This window comes from Komagataeibacter sp. NFXK3, assembly GCF_054182245.1.
This window is the reverse complement of the sequence record NZ_JAPIVJ010000059.1, coordinates 1-3,369: the sequence shown is the minus strand read 5'-3', so window position 1 is coordinate 3,369 and position 3,369 is coordinate 1. Positions and strand designations below refer to the sequence as shown.

Genomic DNA, 3,369 nt, shown 5'->3' with positions numbered 1-3,369 from the left:
CGCTTGGGCATATGATCCCGAAAAGTGTAACACATGTCACCCGCCCCGGACAGGAAAACCGCCGCTGACGCGGGACAGGCCGGCCGGTTTCAGGCCCGGCCTGTTACACTATTACCCATAGTGTATCCTTTCATAAGCCTTACGGCTTATGAAGAGGAGTACAACATCATAGTGTAACAGGTCATGGGTCTGCCACCCCTTGAGACGTTATCACTCTCAATCCAATAGAGCCGACAACTTTAGGGGAACTGCCAGTCCGCTTTCCGACGAATTGTGTTGAAAAGCAGCTGTTTTCGCCAATCTCGGCGCCGTTTAGCGTCGGATCTTGTCAGCCTGCCTTAGCCCGGCTTTTCTGGAGAACCGTTCGCCTACGGCGTAAGTCTTTTCTTGCAATATTGCTGATTTCTAATCGAATATGCGCAATCGTAATCGGTTTTTTCGAATGAGGCGTGTTTCTAATGACGGACGTAGAAAGGTCCACGCTGCTTGGCGGGCGATGGCTCGGCGATAACTTTGGTATCGATCCCTGCTGCGGCTTTCCCGTGACTAGCACGGTCGGTTCGCGCCGGGAGAGCCGCCATCATGGCTTTGAGAGCTACGAAGTTTATCCGGAAAGCATGCGACCCGTTGAGACCCCGGCCGGACATCTTCAGTTCCACCTGCGTTATGAGCCAACCAACCTCGAACTGCTGGCGCGGGTATTCGAGGCGTCAGGTCCTGACTTCGTGCGAGTCTGGATAGAGCGGGAACCGACGGGGCAATACGCGCGCCGCGCCGCCTTCCTTTATGAGTTTCTGACGGGACTAGAACTAGAAACCGAAACGGCGGTCGGTGGCAACTATGTCTCCGCGTTGAATGACAAGCTGGTTGTTACCGCAAACCAGAACCAAGCCATCAATATTAAAAAGTGGCATGTGCGGGATAACATGCCAGGGACAAGGTATTTTTGTCCCTCCATCAGAAAAAGCCGGCCGCTGGAACTTGCCGCAGGTTTCGACATCGCCGCCAGATATACCCGCCTGCAGGAGGATTTCGGCGATGACATGCTCGCGCGGGCGGCAGTCTGGCTCACCAATCGTGAGAGCAAGGCAAGCTTTGCTATCGAGGGCGAGGCTGACCAGACCGACAAGATTTCCCTCTTCAGCCATGTGCTGGCAACCAGAACCGGCAAGAGTGCAATCCCGCTTCTCGGTCCGGCGCTCATTGAACTACAGAAGGATATTATCGGCTCGAAGACGTTCATCAGCAGTTTCGGTCCCAGAAAATCACCAGTTTTTGTAGGCGAGAACACGATACGTGGGGAGGTCGTGCATTATGTGGCGCCACCACCGGAAGACCTGAAGAACATGCTTGATGGACTAGCGGTCTTCCTCGAAAAAACCCAAGGGCAGTCACCCATCCTACGTGCTGCAGTCGCCTCCTTCGGCTTCGTCTACATTCACCCCTTGGCAGACGGGAACGGTCGGACACACCGCTACCTCATCAATGACATTCTCTGCCGGGATAACGCTATCCCGGATGGTGTCATCATTCCGGTGTCCGTTGCCATTATGGACGACAAGACGAGCAGGCGTCACTACGATGCGATCCTTGAGCGCGTCTCAATCCCCCTGATGAGGGTCGCACGCCCGCATGTGTCTTTCGCGTCGGAAAATAAAACCTATCCGGACGGCATTCAGTCCAACCTCGTGTTTACTGGCGATGAAGCTACTCGGCCAGCTTGGCGCTATCCGGATCTTGCGCCGCATGTCGACTATCTTGGGCACGTTATCAAACTCACAATGAACGAGCACATGCAGGAGGAGGCTGACTATCTCCGACGTCACCATAGGGCACGCGGGCTAATCAAGGCCGTGCTGGACATGCCGGACAAGGATGCCGACCGCATCATTCGGAGCTTGCAGTCCAACAACTTTATCGTCGGCAAAGGCCTACGGAAAGAATTCTCAGGACCTGAAGTCATCCGACAAGTCACAGATGAAGAATGGGAAAGCTTTGTTGAGGGCGTGAGATCGGCCTTTCAGACTGACTGAAGCCTGACAGGGCGAGTAAAAGGACAAGGCGCCGTGAACCGCTCTGGATTTGACCGAAACCAATCCTCATACACCTTGTAGCTACATCCGCTTTGAGGCGTCGGTGTACTGCGCTCTGACGTCGGGAAAACGGGCATTAACAATCTGTCCGATAATCCATATTACCGGACAGGTTTGAAGGCTGGAGGAATTTTTCATCCACGTCACCTGTGGCCGCCCACACAATCTGGCAGAACCTTACGCAAGGGCCTTCTTCTGGCAAACATGATTAATGTTTTAACTCAAACCTTAATTATGCTAGGAAAATCTAGTCTCTGAAAAAGGTTGGACAGGATGAAGCGTGAGGATCTGGCCGGCGGGATCCGGGACTGTCTGCAGCGGCTGCCCGCCCCCTATGCCCAGCATTACGGGGTCGTGCCCCCGCCGCCGCCTGAAGCGGGCGTTATGCTGGGCGATGCCGCTGCTTGCCATGGGCAGGCTTTGTCCGCCCTGGGTGAAATCGCCGCCCTCGCCCGCACCCTGCCTGATCCGTACCTGATCAGTCGCGTCCTGAGCCGTCAGGAAGCCCTCAGCAGTTCCGCCCTGGAAGGCACGCACAGCACCCTCAATGAGCTGCTGGTGGTCGATGAAGACGACCAGGACGCTTCCCATGCCACCCGGCAGGTCCGCGACTATGCGCGAACCTTGGAACAGTTCCTGCCACAGGCCTCTAGCGAAGGCCCGGCCCTCTTCCGCCTGCCCACCGTGCTGGCGCTCCATCAGGCTGTCATGCAGCATGACCCGGCCTATCGCGGGACACCGGGCACCCTGCGCCGGGACGTGGTCTGGATCGGCGGGACAGGGCATATCGCCTATTCGACCTATAACCCGCCCCCGCCAGACCAGGTGGCAGCCTGTCTGGAGGCCACGCTGAACTACATGCAGGCCGACGGGATGCAGCAGATGACCCAGTCCCTCATCACCCGGATGGCCATCGCCCATACCCATTTCGAGGCCGTGCATCCGTTCAGCGATGGCAATGGCCGGGTTGGCCGCCTGCTGCTGCCGCTGATGATGGCCGCTGACGGCCAGGTTCCCCTGTATCTTTCCCCTTATATCGAGGCCCACAGACAGGACTATTACGCGGCGCTCAAACGGGCCCAGCAGCGGCTCGACTGGCCGCCCCTGATCGGGTTCCTGTCAGACGCCATCATCCGGACCGTTACCGAAGTGTCAATCGGCACTCAAAAATAACCCCTGATCGGCATGCAATATTAACCCCCTGTTGAAGGCCCGGCCTGTCTCCTGAAGCCGTAGGCGTAAGGAGACAGGCCGGGGCAGGTATGGATCTGGAGAG

General features: G+C 56.9%; 2 protein-coding genes. Both read left to right on the top strand.

Translation table 11 applies throughout. From position 1 onward, the window contains the following. The first annotated feature begins 458 nt into the window (after nt 1-458). Nucleotides 459-2,033, top strand: coding sequence for a Fic family protein (locus OQZ28_RS17345; protein ID WP_007396290.1), 1,575 nt, complete (start codon nt 459-461; stop codon nt 2,031-2,033). Between the two features lie 333 nt (nt 2,034-2,366). Then, nucleotides 2,367-3,266 (top strand): Fic family protein, encoded by a 900-nt coding sequence (locus tag OQZ28_RS17340; protein WP_458136689.1) that lies wholly within the window; start codon nt 2,367-2,369, stop codon nt 3,264-3,266. The last annotated feature ends 103 nt before the right edge of the window (nt 3,267-3,369 follow it).